The sequence below is a fragment of the Arthrobacter sp. 10N44_2 genome (assembly GCF_056394385.1).
Window position 1 is genome coordinate 73,628 of sequence record NZ_JBFTHT010000017.1, and the last position, 17,959, is coordinate 91,586.

Consider the following 17,959-nt stretch of genomic DNA (forward strand, 5'->3'; position numbering starts at 1 on the left):
TAGGCAATGACTGCTCGGCCATGACTGCAACGCGGGGTCACTTGGCGCCCATGCAGAGCCCCAACATGGGCCGCAACTGACCCCGCGTTGCTTCCCTTACACCCGGCCTAGGTCGTCGATGTCCTCCAGGAACTGCTGGTGCACTTCGGCGCTGACCGTGGTCCGGGTGTCGGCGATCGCGTCGAGGTAGTCCTGGGTGGCCGGACCCTTCCGGACGGCTTCGCGGACTGAGGCGCTGCCGCCGGACGCCGCGCCGCCGTCGTCGTACACCGCCTTTTCCAGCGCCCGCTGGGAGGCGCTGCGGGCCGCGTACTCAATGTCCGCGGGGGAGAACCCCTCGGTGCGGTCCACCAGCAGCTCGACGTCGACGTCGTCCACCACGGTGGCAGGGATGAAGCGCTGCCACATGGCCTCGCGGGCCTGGCGGTCCGGCAGGCCGATCGGGATGACGTAGTCGAAGCGGCCGTGCCGCAGGAATGCGGAGTCCAGGGCGCGGATGAAGTTGGTGGCGCAGACCAGCAGCCGGCCGGGCTGTTCGCGGAAGGCCGGGATGATCTTGAGCAGTTCGTTGGTGACGCCCTGCAGGGGCGACGGCGGTTCGCCGGAGCGCTGGGAGGCGATCTCCTCCACCTCATCGATGAACACGACCGCGTGCTCGAGTTCGGCGATCTCCAGGAAGGTCTCGCGCAGCGCCCCGGCCAGCCCCTTGGGGTCTGAGGCCAGCCGGGAGGGGAAGACCTCCACGAACGGCCACTCCAGCCTGGAGGCGATGGCCTTGGCGAAGGTCGTCTTGCCCGTACCGGGCGGGCCGAAGAGGACCACCGCCCGGGGCGGCACCACCCCGTATTCGTCGGCGAGGTCGGCCTCGGCGAGGGGAAGGACCAGCCGGCGTTCCAGCAGTTCCTTCTCGTTGCGCATGCCCGCCACGTTTTCCCAGAGGTCGCGGGCCAGGATCCGGCCGCCGAGCTGGCTGAGCGGCTCGAGTTCCTGGCGCTGGACCGGGATTTTCCGCTCGAAGTAGCGCAGGTTCTTCTTCAGGGCGAAGCCGCGGCTCAGGAAGGCCTCCACCCGGGTTTCGGATTCGGGCATCAGGGCCGAGAGCTTGTTGAGCCCGTGCGGGGCCATCCGGTTCTCGACTGAGGCCAGCAGCGAGGTGCCGATGCCGCGGCCCCGGTAATCGGGCAGGGTGGCCAGGAAAACGATCCAGCCCTGGTCGTGGGCGGCGCGTCCGACGGCGGCGCCCACCACCTGCTCGCCCTGCACCGCGACGACGGCGTGGTCCTTTTCGCAGGAGGCGAGCACCTCGGAGAGGGCGTAGACCGGCTCGACGTTGGTGGCCTTGAGGGATTCCCAGAGGTGCAGGATCCCGTCAAGATCGGCCGAATGGAAATCCCTGATCCGCCAATTGGTCATGAGCTGTCTCCCGGGTGGTTCGTCGCTGAGCCATGTTGAGTCTGTCCGCTGAGCATATGCGAACCACGTGCAGGAGAGGTTGCGGGGACGTTGCGTTACGCGGACCCGGACTGCCGGGATGTTACTCCGAATCCCCGCCGGTCCCACGCACGGGTCGGGTGGCCACGAGCGGATACGGGCCGGTGAACCCGTCGCGGACGGCGGCGATCTCCAGGATGCGGTGCCGGCAGAGGCGCCAGCCGAGCATCAGCAGCGGGATGATGACCGCGAGGGAGGCGATGGTCCACGTTCCGACTGGCGAGTCGAAGGCCATGAGGACCAGCACCGCCAGGAGGAAGGCCAGGGTGATCCAGCCCGTGACGGGTGCGCCCGGCATACGGAACGCGGGCCGGAGCAGTTCTCCGCGGGCTGCGAGCCGGGCGAGCTGCATCTGGCACAGGACGATCATGGCCCAGGTGCTGATGATGCCGAGCGATGCGACGTTCAGGACGATCTCGAAGGCCTCGGCCGGGACCACGGCGTTCAGGATCACGCCCAGGACAGCCACTGCGGCAGTGAGGGCGATGCCGCCGTAGGGGACACCGGACTTATTCATCCGGCCGGCGAATTTCGGCGCGGAACCGGAAATGGACATCGAGCGCATGATCCGGCCGGTGGAGTAAAGGCCTGCGTTGAGCGAGGACAGCGCCGCGGTAAGGACCACGAGGTTCATGATGGCGTCCACGCCGTCGACCCCGATGGAGCCGAAGAATGTCACGAAGGGGCTTTCGCCGGCCTTGTAGGAGCTGTAGGGCAGCAGCAGGGAGAGCAGCACGAGCGAGCCGACGTAAAACACAGCGATGCGCACGATCACCGTGTTGATGGCCCGCGGCATGATCTTTTCGGGGTTTTCGGTCTCGCCGGCGGCGGTGCCGATCAGTTCGATCGAGGCGTAGGCGAACACGACGCCCTGCATCACCACGATGGCCGGCAGCAGGCCATTGGGGAACATGCCGCCGTTGTCCGCGATGAGGCTGAAGCCGACCTCCTGCCCGGCCACGGGCGTGCCGAAGATGACGAAGTAGATGCCGACGAGCAGGAAGGACACGAGCGCCACGACCTTGATGAGCGCGAACCAGAATTCCAGCTCGCCGAACACCTTGACGCTGATCAGGTTCAGGCCCAGGACCAGGATCAGGGCCGCCAGCGCCCAGGTCCACTGCGGCACGTCCGCGATGGGCGCCCAGTATTTCTTGAAGAAGTTCATGTACAGCGCGACGGCGGTGATGTCCACGATCGCGGTCATGGCCCAGTTCAGCCAGTACAGCCAGCCGGTGACGAACGCGGCCTTCTCGCCGAAGAATTCGCGGGCGTAGGACACGAACGAGCCGGACGAGGGCCGGTGCATCACGAGTTCGCCGAGCGCGCGCAGGATCATGAAGGCGAAGAACCCGCAGACGGCATAGCTGATGATCAGGGCCGGACCGGCGGTGGCGAGCCGGCCGCCGGCGCCCATGAACAGGCCGGTGCCGATGGCGCCGCCGATCGCGATCATCTGGACCTGCCGGGGTTTCAGGCCTTTGTGGTAGCCCTGGTCCTCGGCGTGGAGCGCAGCCCCCGAGGCGTGGGCATGCGCCGGAATGGTGTGGTCGGTGACGGCGGATTGTGGCTGGGTCTGCTGTTGAGCGGGCAGTTTTTGGGCGCGGGCAGTGTCAGGAGAAGTCATGGGGGTCCTTCGGGGTTCGGAGGGGCGCTACTTGCTCAGGTTGGCCAGGCGGTGCGGGCTGAGGAGCTCGGTGAGCTGCTCGTCGGTGAGCAGGCCGTGTTCGAGCACTAGTTCCGCGACGCCCTTGCCGGTGGCGAGGGCTTCCTGGGCGATGGCCGTGGCTGTGGCGTAGCCCAGTTGCGGGTTCAGGGCGGTGACGAGGCCGATGGATTGTTCGACGATGATGGGTTCGAAGGCGTTGAGCTGGAGCTGGCCGGCCTCGGCGGCCATGGTGATGGTGACGTCGTTGCCGATCACCTCGTAGGCCACCTGGCTGACCACTTCCGGGATGACCGGGTTGATCTTGCCGGGCATGATCGAGGAGCCGGACTGCACCGCGGGGAGGTTGATCTCGCCGAAGCCGGCGCGCGGGCCCGAGGAGAGCAGCCGGAGGTCGTTGCAGATCTTGGARAGTTTCACRGCGACSCGYTTGAGCACGCCGGAGAGGTGCACGAAGGCGCCGACGTCCTGGGTGGCCTCGATCAGGTCCACGGCCGTGACGAGCGGCAGGCCGGTGATTTCGGCCAGGTGCCGGCAGGCGGCCTCGGCRTAYCCGGCGGGGGCGTTCAGGCCGGTGCCGATCGCGGTGGCRCCGAGGTTGATTTCGTGGATCAGCAGGTCGGCCTCGGCCAGGCGGAGCCGGTCCTCGCCGATCGTGACGGCGTAGGTGCCGAACTCCTGGCCGAGSGTCATGGGGACGGCGTCCTGGAGCTGGGTGCGGCCCATYTTSACCACCGTGCGGAACTCGAGGGCTTTGGCGGCGAAGGCGTCTTCGAGTTCGGTGAGGGCCTGGAGCAGTTCCCGGGCCGCGAAGATCGTGCCGAGCTTGACCGCGGTGGGGTAGACGTCGTTGGTGGACTGGCTGAGGTTGACGTGGTCGTTGGGGTGCAGCCGGGCGTAGTCGCCCTTCGGGTGCCCGAGGAYTTCCAGGGCCCGGTTGGCGATGACCTCGTTGGCGTTCATGTTCGAGGAGGTCCCGGCGCCGCCCTGGATGACGTCGACGACGAATTGYTCGCTGAGTTTGCCGTTCATGACCTCGGTGCAGGCTTGCCCGATGGCGGCGGCACGCCCGGCGTCGAGCAGTCCGAGCTCGTGGTTGGTGCGGGCGGCGGCGAGTTTCACGGCGGCCAGGCCGCGGACCAGGTGCATGTTGGAGGACAGTGGATGGTTGTTCCAGGGCAAAGAGACCGCGCGGGGCCTGCGGCGACTGCAGCAGGGGAGGTGGGTGAAATCCGAGGTTTAGGATCTAGCGCGTATGGCCGGACCTGGAGTTTCCGCTTCCGGGGACGATGGTGCCCAGGGCGCATTCAACCCCGTGCAGATGCATCCTCATGGCCTGGGATGCTTCGTCGGCTGATCCACTCTCGATGGCAGCGAAAATGCGGGCGTGCTCCTGACCCGATTCTTTGCGCCGGTCCGCCACGAGGTTAAGCGTGTTCGATTGGTTGGCCATGGCGTCACAGATGTCGGACAGGAATGATTCGAACACGCCATTGCCGCTGCACCGGGCGATGGTCACGTGGAACTCGGTGTTCAAAAGCACCCACTGCTGGAGATCGTCCTCCTCGGACATTTCCCGGAGGATTTCCCGAAGGGCCTCCAGGTCTTCGTTGCTGCGGCGTTGGGCGGCGAGGCCCGCGGCCGGCACTTCCACGTGGGGGCGGGCTTCCACGAGGGCGCTGGCCGAATATTTGCCGAGCTTGAGGTCCTGGGCCACCTTGTCAGCGATGACGAAGGTGCCTTTACCCGTGTGGGTGGCCGTGAGTCCCAACGCGGTGCAGGAACGCAGCGCCTCCCTGACCATCGTGCGGCTCACGCCGTACTGTTTGGCCAGCGATGCCTCTGAGTCCAGGCGGGTGCCGACAGGGATCTTGCCGCCTTCGATTGCGCTGCGGAGGGATGCGAAGACCGCTTCGGCCGCGCCGACGCGTACCACTCGATCTTGTGCAGCTGTCCAGCTGTCCAACAGGTCCATACGAAGACTATGGCACCTGTCACACAGACCGTCAAGGAAGTTCCGAATATGTCGTGACGGGGGCGGCCTCACTCGCCACGTGTGGCCGAAGGGGGAGCGGCGTTTTTTAGCCGAGTTGCTGCGGTTGCTGGTGGTCGCCGGCGAAATGTGTCGGGTGCGGCTGGTGATTGCGATGCTTTGAGCTGGCCATTTTGCGGTGTGTACAAAGTACACACATTGGGCTTCGGACCGGGCCGTACCGGTGTCGGATCGGACAGAATTCCGCATGTTTCCGCGGGAGCCCAGTGATTGCGAGGGCAGGAATGCAGTTCGAGTCCCACCTCGGGCACGTGTTTTCCCTGTTCAGGGGCTTGTAGCCGCTGAATGTGTCCAAATGTCCTTTTATGGGCCCCTAGGGCCCATTTTTGTTGGTGGCCGTTGCGGTCTGGCGGCTCCTTCTCTTGGCTTGGACAGCGGTGTTGCTGCGTACTTCTTCATGGGCGGGAGCGCTTGGACCTGCATGACTTGCTGAGTCTTGGGGATCAAATCTTCGTCGTTATCCGCCGTGGCCGCGGGAAAGGCGTGAGCGCCCGTGCTGGGTTGCTGAACGTTAGCGGGTGGGCATCTTCGGGGCCCGAGTCGGACCTCACCGGTGAGGTCGGCGCGGCTGAAGGCAGGTCAGCCGATCCGCTGGGCCAGGGGCACGATAATCCTCCGGACCGCGCACATGGGTGATACGCCAACGGTGATACCGACATAATCGCAACGTCGTAGATGTGGCATGAGGCGTTCTCCGGTATTCATCGTCTCGATCCATCCGAACGGATGGAGCCGACGCGAATTCTCAACACAATCACTTGGACCGCTGGGGCAAGTCCGACCTCCACGAACCTTAAGCCGTCAGCGCGTGCCGGCCGCATGGACGGCCGCGGCTGGCTGGCCCTGCCGTGACTGGCTCCACGCCATCCAGCCACCCGATGCAGCCATGAGCAAGGCACCGGCCGGTTGTGTCGGAAGGCTGCTGCCCGTGGTCGCCTGCCCCAGCACGACGCCGAGGAGGTAGAACAGTACGGCGCCGGCAATCCATAGCGCCCCGGCCCAGCGGGGGAGCGTCCGGGACCGCCAGACCGCGACTCCAAGCAAGACGTTGCCAACGAACGCGAGCAGGAGCCCGAGCAGGAACGAGACCGTCATGGCGGATGGAAACTCCAGAAGCATGACGTCCCGGTTCCCTTCCAGATACGCCTTCCCGATCGCGGGAGTGGCGAAAGTGGAGAGGACAGCGGGGACCATTAGCAAGGCAGTTCCCGCGACGGTGATGACTGTTGCTGCCAGTGCCAGGCGGCCGACGCGGCTGTTGGCCAGGCAGCAGCCCAGCGCGAACACCCCGAAGATGGCGAGGATGGTGCCTCCGTAGCTGCCGAGCAAGTGGCTGGATTGATACGAGCCCGAGCTGACGAACCGTGCCCAGGCGTCTGGATCCTTTTGCTGGTCCGGCTGAGGCTCAAGCGTGGCCCAGGCGGTGATCAGACCGTAAAGGGGCAGTGTCCACAACCCCGCCCGGATCCAGTGGGTGATGTTCTGTGCGTTCATGGACCGCCTCCTTCCCCGACCACGTGCCCGCCGCCTGCCCGGAAACAGGGCGACGCCTGCCCCAGCGTAGTTCCAGAACGCATCCCGGGCTAGGGTGCGCGTTGACTCACGGGAAAGGTCCGCGGTACTGCAAAGCTGCGGTGCATCCCGGTCTGGGCGCGCGCTGAGCCGGGAGCAGATGGCCGACTGGCAGGCAATCTACCCACTCCTTCGAATCGGGCAGCGAATCGTGCCTGCACGGTATCTGCGCGCGCTCCGCTGACCGTAGGCTCCATCCCCCGGGGGACAGAATGAGGCACACTTCCCGACCAACTTTCTGGGTTCCCCGCTCCCTCTCAAACTCGATTCGGGCTCGGGAGCGCCCGTTCCATTTCGAGAACCATTCGACGGAATCGCAGGTAAAGGCGGCGTCGAGGCATTGCCCCGGTCAATGGACCCTAGCCACCCGGACCGGGCCCGGCTAGCATCCGGTTGTTACTCCCTTAAACAGAAGGGTCGCATGTCCGAGGAACCAGTAAAGAACCTCGTGCTCGTGCACGGCGGCTTCGTCGACGGATCAGGCTGGCAAGGTGTCTACGACCTGCTGATCGCGGACGGCTACAGAGCCAAAATCGTCCAGAACCCGACCGTGTCCCTTGCCCGCCACGTCTCCGCGCCCAGGATGAGGATCGGCGGCTGGCGGTCCCACCTGAGAGACACTCGCAGGCGCCGACTGGTTCGATCACCCAGAGCTGACCGCTTCACGCAGGTCCCCACCTCGTGACCGGACCCCATTCCCCCAAACAGATTCCGCTCAAGCAAGGACAGATCATGCCTGACACATATGTAATCGAGGAGTCGGAGTACCCGGTCGTCTTCTCTGACAGCCCTGACTCTCCGGCCGCTGAATTTCTGGTCGAAGAAAGACCGCGCTCAATCAGGGACCTCTACCGCCTCGGAATCATCCACCCCGCCATCCCGGAGGAAGATCTGAACGACATCCAACGCAGTCTCGAGCATGCCTCTGTGCCTGATGTGGTTTTCTCTGAGGGTAACCACGGTGTTGTGTCGTCCCGAGAGATCGAGGGCACTGCAACCATTCCGCAGGAAGTTGTGATGGTGCGTGACGCGGTCAGCCGCGCAACGGCGATGCTTATCGCTCGTGGCCATTCTCCTGCCCTGGCGAAGCTGACCGCTGAGAAAGGTGCGCGTTTCATTTCACCGGTCCGCGACGCATTTCCGGTGTGGAAGGAGGTCCGGCTTCTGGACCGCGACCTCGAAGTGCGAGGCCTGCTGTTCCTCAAACGATCGATCAACGCGCTGACGGCCGGGAACGTGAAGTTCCACCAGTACGGCTGGATCGTACCGGAGAGCAGCCACTTCCTGCTCACCTGCAACGAGATGGTCGGTGCCCCGCCTACACCATTGGAGATTCCCCTGGTGGTGGAGGAAATGACCAAGCCCGGCCCGCATCCGCCGATAGAGGGCTATACGGATCGTCTTGCCATCTCCGAGATCCTCGCTCGAGTGGAGGCTGTCACGGCCGGCTGGCGCTGAACTTAACAGCAGCAAACCCATCAGAGACTTAACCTCACCAGAACAGGAGATCCTAAAATGGGCGGCATCGACAAGCGGGGAACGGATGGCGGCGATGGCGCGGCTGGCGCTGCCGGAGGAGACGGACCGCAGGGACAAGGGGGATTCGGAGCGGTGTGCAGTGGCTGGTTCTTCGTCACCGACACTGGTGCCACGCGCGGCGGACGTGGCGGCGATGGCGGCATCGGCGGCCCCGGCGCGGATGGCTTGCCAGGCGGCAAGGGCGGCACCGTTGAACTACACGTGAGCGTCCTCGGCAGCGACGTATCTGTCGACGCTTCAGGCGGCAACGGAGGAAAAGGTGGCAACGGAGGAAAAGGTGGCGCCGGCGGCAAGGGCGGAAAGGGCGGCGACGGAAACGACTGCGAGCCCGGCGCTTACGGCGGCGCAGGAGGGAATGGAGCCCAGGGCGGGATTGGAGGTCGGGGCGGCGACGCGGGCGCAGCCGGAGACATCCTCGTCTTTTACATTTCCGACCAAAGCGGTGGCCAGAGCGTGTTCAAGGCGAAGTCAGGAGACCCCGGCAAAGGAGGAGACCCGGGCCCGGGAGGTGCCGCGGGGGTCACCGGCGACAGCGGCGCCCGAGGCGACTTCAGCCACGCCAGCACTGACCCTGGCCAGCCATCCACACCGGGCCTCGCGGGGCCCAGCGGCGCTCCCGGTCAAATGGGCACGGCGCGCGACGACAAAGACAAGGTCAAATTCCAGCAGGTGACGGTGATTTAGTGTCGAACATCCCGCCCTAACACGGCTCGCGCAACCCTGCTCCCAGATAGTCCAGGGATTTGAAGTGGCTCCGGGCAATGCGGTGGCCACCAACCCGAGGAAGGTGTGGCGTTCCGCTGTCCGAGGTCGTCTAGATAGTCGAGCATGCGCCTGCCAGGTCGCCGGGTCCTACGGATTCTTCCGCGGGCGAGCCGCGTCAACGTCAGGGCTGCCCGGTCCGGGCTGTCGTCGACCAGTCCCATGGACCAACGCTACCCACCCCGCCAAAGCCTTCTTCCCTTTCAACTGTGGCCACAGGGCGTATGCCGGTGGATTTCTGCCCATCATTAAGGCCATGGCGTCGGTGACCCAGGCAGATCTGAGCGACAGTTGCTTCCGCGGCGGCCGAGAAGGGGCCGAAGTGGTCCTCGACGGCCCCGGGGGATTCCTCTTTGATGACGTCGGCGTTGATCCCTGCGCCGGGCATGACACCCTCGGCCGGCCCGGTGCTCCGTGACGGGGCCATCAGGTTGGAGACATTGCTCGCCGCATACACGCCGCGGATTCAGGCGGGCTAGTGTTTGGACAAGCGTGGACGGGAGCGCTCGATGATGCTGGTGGTCGCAGCAATTGCTGTGAGGGCTGTCGCCAGCAGAAGTGGTGCCCAAACCGTCTGTGCGATAGTTGCACCCGCGACGGCAGTTCCGGCGGATCCTGCTGCGATCTTGAGTGCGCCTACCCAGATGAAGATTTGGCCGCGGGCCTCGATGGGTGCGTATTCGCTTCGCGCGGCGAGGGTTGCCGCGAAGAACATTGCGTTGGCGATCCCTGCCAGGCCGAAGGCAATGAGGGATGTGGGGAGTGTCGGAGTAAGCATCACGAGTATCAGCGTTGCCGCGACGAGTGCGGAGAGGGAGCTCATGAGAGGGTCTGCGTCGCGGCGAAGCGGTCGGAGCATGAGCCCTGCTGATCCGAGGAGATTCCCTATCCCGTAGGCTGCGACCAGTGTTCCGGCGGCCGCGGCGCCGCCGAACGCGGGAGCTGTGGCAACGGCGTAGATCGGTAGCGCGGCGACAGAGAATGCGACGGTCACGGTGAGTCCGAGTGTGCGGCGCAGCGGACCACGTTCCCATATGAGGCTCAGTGTTCGTCCGGGTGATGGCACCTCAACGGCCTTGTTGGGCGGCTCTTGCTTGGGGAGTGCGAGGACGGCTCCAGCACCAACGACGGCGGCTCCGGCCAGAACCAGTGTCGCGGTGAGTGCGTCGGATGCTGCCGCGATCCATGCCACTGCTGCCGGCCCGAGGGTGCCGCTGAGTCCGTAGCTTGCGACGTCCCAGCTTTGTGCTCTGCGTTGGCTGCGCTGCCCGGGGCCGGCGATGGAGGGCAGGCGGCTGCTGATCCCGCCGGTGAGCATCGGCCCGAAGATGCCGGAGACGAAGAGCAGCATGGCTGGCCAGATCGGCCAGGCGACGGGCAGGAGCAGTGCAGCAGCACCGAGCAGCACCCCGTGGAGGACTGCGGAGCACGCGATGACCTTGCGTCCGTCACGGGCTGTATCGAGGCGTCGGGCGATGAAGGGGCCGAGCACGTGGGGTGCGGTGATTGATGCTCCCAGGATGCCGGCCAGCCAGCCCGGCATCCCGCAGGCGTGCGCGAGCAGCACGATGGCGACCACTGCGCCGCCGTCTGCGCTTCGCACCAGCGTCGCGGCGAAGACGTAGCGCGCCAGCGCCCCGCCCCGGCGGTACTTCCCGCGTGAAACGCCGAGGCCGGCGCTACGGGTTAAGCCCGAGCTCATCGACAATCCTGCCAACATGGGCACGCTGCTTCGCGGTCAATCCCTGGAGGGGAAGCGGCAGGCACGATGGTGATGCCAGTCCCAGCTGTTCCGCTATGGCCGCAACGACCCGGATACTCCCGCCAAACTCGGCGAACGACTCCCACAACGGTGCAAGCCGTTCGGACTCAGCGGTCGCGTCTGAGACCCGCCCTTCCAGAGCGGCCCGGGTGATCCGCAGCGCCAGGGCGGGCAAGGTGCCGCCGATGACGGAGTACCAGGCATCGCACCCGGCGGCCAGTCCGGCGGCGGCCTTTGCGTCACCGGAAACTCCGATGGTCACGTGCGCCGGGACGGCGGCGCGGATTTCCTGAACCCGCGCCTGTGCCTGCTCCGGATCGGCCGGCACACCGGGGATTTTGATGGAGGCGATTCCGGGCAGTTCCGCGATGCGTCCGTAAAGCTCGGTCGTGAAGGTGAAATGGGTGGTGCCCGGGTTGTCATAGACGATCACGGGCAGCGACGAGTTCGCGGTGACGGTCCGGAAGAGTTCGAACACGTCATCTTCGGTGAGGGGCTGATAGGTCATGGGCGCAAGCAGGAGTGCGGAAGCCCCCGCCTGCTCTGCCATTTCAGCGTTCGCGAGGACGTGTGAGGTCCGCAAGGCCCCAACACCAATGAACACCGGTGTCGCGCCGGCGTGCTCGACGGCAAGACGAGCCACACGGCTCCGTTCCTCGCCGCTCAGATACGCGTAGGAGCCCGTGGATCCGAGCGCGGTAATGGAGCCAACCTTCGCCTCCGAGAGCCGTTCGATCAGGCGAACGAAGGCAGGCTCGTCAACAGCATCATCTGCCAGAGGGGTCAGGGGGAAGGCACTCAAGCCGGTGAACATGGTTATAACTCCTTAGGTCTGAATAACAGGGAAGCAAAGTCTGAGGCACTCCCTGGGGGACTTAGCTGCGGGCCCTGTCAGCAGGGAATTCCCGCGTAGCGACAGTCTGGCGGACCCCCTATTTGGAGGACTGTCGCTTACTTTGGCCCTTGGTCGATGAGGTCGGGGGCGATGCGGGCGCCGGCGTGTTCGCGGGAGCGCGGTTGCCGTCGGCCACCGCGTTGCGCGGCGGCCCCTGCAAGGACGACGAGCGTGATGCCACCGAATTGGGTGAGTGAGGGCTGCTGGTGCAGCACGAGCAGCCCGAGGAGCACCCCGATGGCGGGTTCGAGGGCCATCAGGGTACCGAACGCCGTGGGCGTCATCCGGCGCAGGGCAAGCATCTCGAGCGCCATTGGCAGCACCGGCATCAGGACGGCCAGTCCGAAAGCGACAGAGAGGACACCGAGGTTGAGATGTCCGGCGGACTGCGGGATGCCGACGACCGCTGCCGTGGCAGCTGCGACGGGAACGGTGAGTGAAAGTGCGCCGATGCCTGTGAAGCGGTCGCCGATCCGTTGGGTGAGCACAATGTAGACGGCCCACCCGACGGCTGCGAGGCCTGCCAACCCGATACCGGCGAGGTTGATGTCACCAGCCCAGGGTTCGGTCAGAAGGACGACGCCGAGCAGCGCCAGGGCTGGCCAGATAAGCGCCCGTGCGCTGTGGCTGCGCACCGCGGCGACGGTCAGCGGACCGAGGAACTCGATCGCGACGGCGGTGCCGAGCGGGATGCGTTCGATGGAGGCGAGGAAGGCGATGGTCATCAGTCCGGTGGCGACGCCCAGCCCCAGAAGCACGGGGATGTCGGGGCGGCGCAGCGCGCGCAATGGGGGCCGGGCGATGGCCAGGAAGACGAGCGCCCCCACACTGAGTCTGAGCCAGGCGGTTCCGGCCGGCCCCACCGTCGCAATCAGATCCACTGACAGGGCCGAACTCAGCTGAACCGATAGCATGGCCGCCACGGCCAGTCCCCACGGCGGAACGGGAACATTCTTTGGGGCGCGCTGGCTCACGGCTGACCCCTTCGGGCCTGCCGGTCAACGATCGCGCGTATCCGGGAGTGGACGAGCATGTCAGTCTCCTTCGTTGGCTGGCGTGCCCGCGGCTATCAGGCGGCGGGCAACGCCGACGTCGGGACCCAGTAGGGTCAGCCGGGCGATCAGGTCCTCGGCTGCGGCGTGGAGCGCCTTATCGGTCATGGGTCCCAGCGCGTCGAGGATGAACAGCGCGGAGGTGGTCTCCTCGCCGAGCTGGGTGCGGCGTGCCTGGCGCCAGTTCCAGCGCCGGCAGGTCACGCCGGCGTCATCGCGCCACACCACCTCGCCGGATTCCGGGTGCTCGATCACCGTGGCGCCGTCGGCGGCGGTATCAAAGGCTTCCTTGCCGGTGGCTCGAACCAGCCGCGGCGCACCGCTGTAGCGGGTCAGATCCTCCCCACCCAGCGGGACCTGGTGGAGCACCGAAACGGCGTTATATAGGTCGGTGAGACGGTTCACCCGGGGCAACCCGGACACCGCCCGGCGCAGGAGCGCCTCCAGGCTGTTGCGCGTGCGGTTCGGTTTGGCGCCGAAGCCCTGATAAGCCTCACGCCACGCAGCCACGTGCGGGAGCTGCTCAACCGGCCGGCCGTTGAGCAGCCCCCGGGCTGCGGACTCCGCCGCCTGGAGCAACTCCTCTCCGGCCTGGTCACTCGGGCCAGGGACGAGTCCGCCAACGGCCAGCAGCAACGCCCGGTAGTCGGGCCGCAGCGCGAACACGGCGGCGTCAACATGGCCGCCGTCGAGAAATTCCTGAAGCATGCCCGACTCAAGCATCGGACGCCTCCGGCCGGTGACCTGTCCCCACGCCCGGCTCGAAGACGGCCAGGGAGAACCTCGCCGGCTCCGTGCCCGGATTGGCGTAAGAGTGTGCCACGTCGCCCGGGAACGTCACCGCATCGCCCTCATCGAGGGTGAGCAATTGACCTGCGACCTCCACCGTGACCGTGCCCTGCTGGACCTGCAAAAGCTCCTTGGTGCCCGACGTGTGGGCCTCGCTCACATGACGGTCGCCGGGACCCAGCGTCCAGTCCCACAGTTCAACCACGTCCGGCGGTTCGGTGCCGGCCACCAACACCCCGCGGCCGCCGTACTCACCGCTCCACAAAGCAGCGCCCTCACCACTGCGCGTGACCTTCACCGGCTTCGGGCGAGGTGGCTCGACCAACGCCGGCAGCCCCACACCCAGCGCGTCACTGATCCTCAGCAGAGTTCCCACGCTGGGATTCGCGGCACCCTGCTCCACGTTGACGACCATCCTGCGGCTTACCCCTGCAGACTCCGCAAGCTGATCGAGCGTCCAGCCCCGCGACTGCCTCTCCTGCTTAACCCGGGCGCCGATTGCCAGCGCCAAGCTCGTTGTACTCTCATCCATAAGTGCATCATACTGCACCTATAGTGCACTCGACTACTGTCCGTCGTTCGGCCCCCCATCAAAGAGTGACCGAAAGACCCTCTTGAGCTTCTACGTCGCTCCTCGTACCGCCAACCAGGACCGAACCGTGCAGGATTCTTCTAGACGACCGCCAGTGAGAGACACCGCAGCGACCGTATCCGCTGCTGTCTTGAAAAACAACACCCTTCAATACACCTCGTCGTGTCTGGAGGATTGAAATCGACAGCGTGCTGGCCCGCCTCGTGTCGTGTCGTGGAAATATGTCTGACAGCCGCTCGGGCTTCGTGCAATCCCAGCCGATCCTTGTTTCTGCCGGTCACGCCGTGGTCACCATTGGTCAGGCCCTCGGGGGACGCCCAGCCCCGTAAGCGCCTTGCGCGGCGTTGCCAGGTCCTGTTCGTTGGTGCAGACCCGGACGCAGCCAATGATCTGAACGATTCCAGGCTTCCAGTATCTGTATCGGATTTTCTTGCAGCGCCAGTGCGGGCGGATGGTGTCGCGGTGGGGGACCGGCGTATGCATCGCAGTGCGTCACATTGTGGCGCTACGGCGGATACCATCGGAGGGTGAAGGCATACCGCCGGCGCAAGAGACGAGCCTTTCTGCATCGGCGTGCGTCCCCGGCAGCCAAAGGCCGGAAGGCCGCCAGGCGCCGGCCGCCCGCCAAGGGGCTGTCGCAGGGGGAGGTGGCTACGCGGGTCGAGCGCGGGCTTACCAACCGCGTGCCGGACACCACTAGCCGGAGCCTGTGGCAGATTTTCCGGGCCAACGTCTTCACGCTCTTCAACGCAATCGTCGGCACGAGCTTCCTGCTGCTGTTGTTCCTGGGGCAATGGCGGGATGCCCTGTTCGGTCTCGCCGCTGTCAGCAATGCCGTGATCGGCGTCGTCGAGGAATACAGGGCGAAAAAGTCCTTGGACCGGCTGGCTGTCCTCAACGCCCCGCTCGCGCGGGTCTTGCGCGAGGGTCAGATCCACGACATCGCCACGGCCGACGTCGTAAAAGACGACCTCCTGGTGTTGCGGGCCGGGGATCAGGTCACTGCCGACGCTGCCGTACTGGAGTCGTCCGGCCTCGAGGTGGACGAATCGCTTCTCACGGGCGAAGCGGACCCGGTGGGTAAGGATGCGGGGACGGAGGTACTCTCCGGATCGATCGTCGTGGCCGGCCACGGCAACGCCCAGGTTGTCCGGGTCGGAGCGGCGTCGTTCGCGAGCCGGCTGACGGCAGACGCGCGACGGTTCTCACTGGTGAACTCCGAGATCCGCAACAGCCTCAACCGTGTAATGCGCTGGATCGCGTGGATCCTGCTGCCCGTTGCCCTCATCGTGCTCAACGGCGAGATCCAGGCGCGCGGCGGCTGGCAGACCGCCATTTCCACCGGTGCCTGGACCCCCGCACTCGTGGGACTCATTGCCAGCATGATCGCGATCGTCCCGCTGGGACTAGTGCTGCTGACGAGCGTGGCCTTCGCCGTGGGCGGACTCCGGCTGGCTAAACACAACGTACTGATCCAGGAACTCGCCGCTGTCGAGGGACTRGCACGCGTAGACGTACTGTGCATGGACAAGACCGGAACCCTCACAGAAGGAGGACTGGTCTTCGACGCGGTTCACCCGCTGGCGCCGCAACCGGGATGGGAGCAGGCCCTCGCATGGTTTGGCGCCGAACCCGAGGCAAACGCCACGGCACGCTGCCTGAGCACGGCCTTTGAGGATGATGGCGGCCTTCAACCCGTCCGGTCCGTGCCGTTCTCCTCCGCCCGGAAGTGGAGCGGAGTCAGCTTCAACGGGAGCGCCCGCGGTGCGCGCACTTGGATTCTCGGAGCACCGGAAATGATGCTTGTGCAGGGCGACGACGCAGCCGCACGTCTGAAGCCGTCGATCTCGGCGCCCGACGGCGCAGTACCGCGCCAGAGCGACGTCTTGCGCCAGGCCGGCGAACTGGCCGCATCAGGGCTGCGGACCCTGCTCCTGGCCGGCGCGGATCAGTTGCCAGCCAATGGGAAGGCGGAGCAGCTGCCGGCGTCGCTCCACCCTGTGGCGCTGCTGACCTTCCGGGAACAGCCGCGCTCCGATGCCCGGGAGACCCTCAAGTTCTTCCGGACCGAAGGGGTCGGGTTGAAGATCATTTCCGGCGACGATCCCCGCACCGTTGCCGCCATTGCCCGCAGGGTTGGCCTGGAGGTCACGGAGGGCTTCGACGCACGCTCACTGCCGGAGGACCCGCTGCATCTGGAGGAGGTGATGGAATCAAACACGGTGTTTGGCCGAGTGACGCCGGCCCAGAAGAGGGCGATGGTCGAGGCGCTCCAGCGCCGGGGACATACTGTGGCCATGACCGGCGACGGCGTCAACGACGCCCTCGCGCTCAAGACGGCCGACCTTGGCATCGCCATGGACTCCGCGGCGCCCGCCACCAAGGCAGTCGCGCGCCTGGTGTTGCTCGACGGCCGCTTCGACCGGCTTCCCGGAGTCCTCGCTGAGGGCCGGCAGGTCATCGCCAATATTGAGCGGGTCTCCAGCCTCTTCCTCAGCAAAACGGTCTATGCGACCGCCATCGCGGTGACCTTCGGGCTCCTGCAGTGGACGTTTCCGTTTCTTCCCCGCCAGCTATCCTTCACGGACGGCCTGACGATCGGAATCCCGGCCTTCTTCTTGGCGCTCATGCCGAACCCGCGCCGCTATCAGCCCGGATTCCTGCGCCGGTCCCTATGGTTCTCCGTCCCTGCCGGACTGATCGTCACGGCTTCCCTGCTCACACTGAACGCATTCGCGCCGCTGGCCGGCGCGGCCACGTCCGAACAAGTCAGCAGCGCCTCTGTGCTGACGCTGTCCATGGTCGGACTGTGGATCTTATCGGCCGTGTCGCGCCCCCTCAACGCGGCGCGCCTGGCCGTGGTGTTGGCCATGAGCGCCTCCCTGCTGGTCTCGCTCAACCTCCCGCTCGTGCAGGAATTCTTCCTGCTTTCCCGGCCACCCGGCGGGTTGTTGCTCGCGGCCGTGGCGTGCGGGGCCGCCGGGGGCCTCGGAGTCGAGGTCCTGGCCCGGGTCCACGCCCGGGCCTTCCCGCAACAAGGTCCGGTGGTGAAGAGCGGTTAAATGGGCTCATCAGTTATTAGCGTGAGCCGGGACACTGGGGTCCATTATCGGTACTGGCGCCATAGTCCAGAATATGATTCGAGAGTAATGGTCGGGATGTCCCCGGTCAGCGCAGACAATCTAGGGGATACGAACTTCATGTCCGAACAAACCGGACGCCGCTCCAGGCGCGGCTATACGCCCGTTGACCCCGCCAAGTTCATCCCAATTCACCGTCCCAGTAACGCATCGCTGCGCGGAGCAGTAGTCACCGGGTTCGTTCTGTGGATCGGGGTTGGAGCAATTTCCGCGGGAGTGCTGGCCTCCTGGTTCAGCACTGAATTGCCTATCTTCCTAACCGCTGCAGTGTTCGGTGCAACCCTGGTCACGGTTTTGGGCGTCCGACACACGACGTGGCTAGGCCGGCGCCGACGGGAAGATTTCGTCCGTTGCGGCGGTGACCCGGCCGGAATGACCGACTTGATGTTCGGATTCATGCGTGGATTCCGGACCCCCAAAGGGGAGTGGGAAGTTCCCGAGCAGGCCTCCGGCGACTACCAGGGCACCTGACCATCCCAGGGCTCAAGAAGATCCCGGTAAGGTGAGACTCTTCGTCGAGCCCGCACACGACTGCGCCAAGGCGACGCCCTGGTCGTCTGAACGCTCGCCCAACGCACGGCAGCGCGGTGGGGTTCGGCGGAACCATCCGGGAACCGCAGTCCGAACACGGCGGTTCAACATGAGC

At 65.8% G+C, this 17,959-nt stretch carries 15 protein-coding genes and 1 pseudogene; 6 read left to right on the top strand and 10 right to left on the bottom strand.

What is annotated here, in order from left to right; all coding sequences use genetic code 11:
- Positions 1-96 precede the first annotated feature (96 nt).
- The 5 genes and pseudogenes from AC1DBX_RS16505 to AC1DBX_RS16525 form a co-directional block, all read right to left on the bottom strand.
- A complete protein-coding gene (locus AC1DBX_RS16505; RefSeq protein WP_230008091.1) occupies positions 97-1,413 on the bottom strand; it encodes an ATP-binding protein in 1,317 nt (438 codons plus the stop codon).
- Positions 1,414-1,534: 121 nt separating this feature from the next.
- A complete protein-coding gene (locus AC1DBX_RS16510) occupies positions 1,535-3,118 on the bottom strand; it encodes an amino acid permease (protein WP_476859587.1) in 1,584 nt (527 codons plus the stop codon).
- Between the two features lie 27 nt (positions 3,119-3,145).
- Positions 3,146-4,327: pseudogene (locus tag AC1DBX_RS16515) on the bottom strand (aspartate ammonia-lyase); the annotation flags it as partial.
- Between the two features lie 76 nt (positions 4,328-4,403).
- Positions 4,404-5,132: a FadR/GntR family transcriptional regulator gene (locus AC1DBX_RS16520; protein WP_476851194.1), complete on the bottom strand. Its 729-nt coding sequence runs from the start codon at positions 5,130-5,132 to the stop codon at positions 4,404-4,406.
- An 879-nt stretch (positions 5,133-6,011) separates the two neighbouring features.
- Positions 6,012-6,704 carry a DUF4386 family protein gene (locus tag AC1DBX_RS16525; protein ID WP_476932243.1) on the bottom strand — a complete coding sequence of 231 codons (693 nt, stop codon included), beginning with the start codon at positions 6,702-6,704 and terminating at the stop codon, positions 6,012-6,014.
- Positions 6,705-7,203: 499 nt separating this feature from the next.
- On the opposite strand from AC1DBX_RS16525, the gene AC1DBX_RS16530 reads away from it, so the two are divergent.
- The 4 genes from AC1DBX_RS16530 to AC1DBX_RS16545 all read left to right on the top strand — a co-directional run bounded on the left by AC1DBX_RS16530 (position 7,204) and on the right by AC1DBX_RS16545 (position 9,501).
- Positions 7,204-7,467 (top strand): hypothetical protein, encoded by a 264-nt coding sequence (locus AC1DBX_RS16530; RefSeq protein ID WP_476851192.1) that lies wholly within the window; start codon positions 7,204-7,206, stop codon positions 7,465-7,467.
- A 47-nt stretch (positions 7,468-7,514) separates the two neighbouring features.
- A complete protein-coding gene (locus AC1DBX_RS16535) occupies positions 7,515-8,240 on the top strand; it encodes a hypothetical protein (protein ID WP_476857416.1) in 726 nt (241 codons plus the stop codon).
- A gap of 57 nt (positions 8,241-8,297) precedes the next feature.
- Positions 8,298-9,005, top strand: coding sequence for a hypothetical protein (locus AC1DBX_RS16540; RefSeq protein ID WP_476857415.1), 708 nt, complete (start codon positions 8,298-8,300; stop codon positions 9,003-9,005).
- A gap of 334 nt (positions 9,006-9,339) precedes the next feature.
- The gene (locus tag AC1DBX_RS16545) at positions 9,340-9,501 is read left to right on the top strand and encodes a hypothetical protein (RefSeq protein ID WP_476932244.1); all 162 of its coding nucleotides are present in this window, start codon (positions 9,340-9,342) and stop codon (positions 9,499-9,501) included.
- 57 nt (positions 9,502-9,558) lie between these two features.
- On the opposite strand, the gene AC1DBX_RS16550 is transcribed toward AC1DBX_RS16545, so the two are convergent.
- The 5 genes from AC1DBX_RS16550 to AC1DBX_RS16570 all read right to left on the bottom strand — a co-directional run bounded on the left by AC1DBX_RS16550 (position 9,559) and on the right by AC1DBX_RS16570 (position 14,113).
- Positions 9,559-10,785: an MFS transporter gene (locus AC1DBX_RS16550; RefSeq protein ID WP_476932245.1), complete on the bottom strand. Its 1,227-nt coding sequence runs from the start codon at positions 10,783-10,785 to the stop codon at positions 9,559-9,561.
- The gene (locus AC1DBX_RS16555; RefSeq protein ID WP_476932246.1) at positions 10,763-11,659 is read right to left on the bottom strand and encodes a dihydrodipicolinate synthase family protein; all 897 of its coding nucleotides are present in this window, start codon (positions 11,657-11,659) and stop codon (positions 10,763-10,765) included. The genes AC1DBX_RS16550 and AC1DBX_RS16555 overlap by 23 nt, the downstream gene beginning before the upstream one ends.
- Before the next feature lie 137 nt (positions 11,660-11,796).
- The gene (locus AC1DBX_RS16560; RefSeq protein ID WP_476932247.1) at positions 11,797-12,714 is read right to left on the bottom strand and encodes an EamA family transporter; all 918 of its coding nucleotides are present in this window, start codon (positions 12,712-12,714) and stop codon (positions 11,797-11,799) included.
- A gap of 60 nt (positions 12,715-12,774) precedes the next feature.
- A complete protein-coding gene (locus AC1DBX_RS16565; protein ID WP_476932248.1) occupies positions 12,775-13,500 on the bottom strand; it encodes a B3/B4 domain-containing protein in 726 nt (241 codons plus the stop codon).
- 7 nt (positions 13,501-13,507) lie between these two features.
- Entirely contained in the window at positions 13,508-14,113 is a 606-nt protein-coding gene (locus AC1DBX_RS16570) for a helix-turn-helix domain-containing protein (protein WP_476851186.1), read from the bottom strand.
- Positions 14,114-14,820: 707 nt separating this feature from the next.
- Between AC1DBX_RS16570 and AC1DBX_RS16575 the strand changes: the two genes are divergently transcribed.
- Together AC1DBX_RS16575 and AC1DBX_RS16580 are read left to right on the top strand one after the other, a co-directional pair.
- A complete protein-coding gene (locus AC1DBX_RS16575) occupies positions 14,821-17,235 on the top strand; it encodes an HAD-IC family P-type ATPase (RefSeq protein ID WP_476932249.1) in 2,415 nt (804 codons plus the stop codon).
- A 138-nt stretch (positions 17,236-17,373) separates the two neighbouring features.
- A complete protein-coding gene (locus AC1DBX_RS16580) occupies positions 17,374-17,784 on the top strand; it encodes an NfeD family protein (RefSeq protein ID WP_476932250.1) in 411 nt (136 codons plus the stop codon).
- The last annotated feature ends 175 nt before the right edge of the window (positions 17,785-17,959 follow it).